The following is a 314-nucleotide window of genomic DNA, read 5'->3' as shown; positions in this document are numbered from 1 at the left end:
CACGATCTCTGGCAATATCCAAGACGATTTATCTGCGTCTGAACTCGCGAGTCTGGAACAAAATGTCGTATCAACAATTAAGGCGTTTAAGCACTCTAATCGTGCGTTCATGCTGGCTCAATTGAGTGCGAAATTTGATAAGAGTGCGGCCGATTATGTGGGTGGAGTACTAGATAATGATCAAGTTACTGCTTTTGCAAATTTCCTTGAAGGAGAGCTAAAAGCTGCGACAGCATTGAATGATACGGGTGTTTTACGCTATTTCTCAGATATTGATGACACACAAAATGTCGTTGAACCACAGAGTTCATTCC

Annotated in this window: 1 pseudogene; it reads left to right on the top strand. The window is 42.0% G+C overall.

Annotation, left to right across the window (positions count from 1 at the left end):
- Positions 1–314 (top strand): annotated as a pseudogene (locus AB4512_RS22470) (DUF1566 domain-containing protein); the annotation flags it as partial.

Origin of the sequence: Vibrio sp. 10N.222.52.B7 (assembly GCF_041474275.1) — a bacterium.
Lineage (GTDB): Bacteria > Pseudomonadota > Gammaproteobacteria > Enterobacterales > Vibrionaceae > Vibrio > Vibrio crassostreae_C.
The sequence above is the reverse complement of the archived record's forward strand: the minus strand, read 5'-3'. Positions and strand labels throughout refer to the sequence as shown.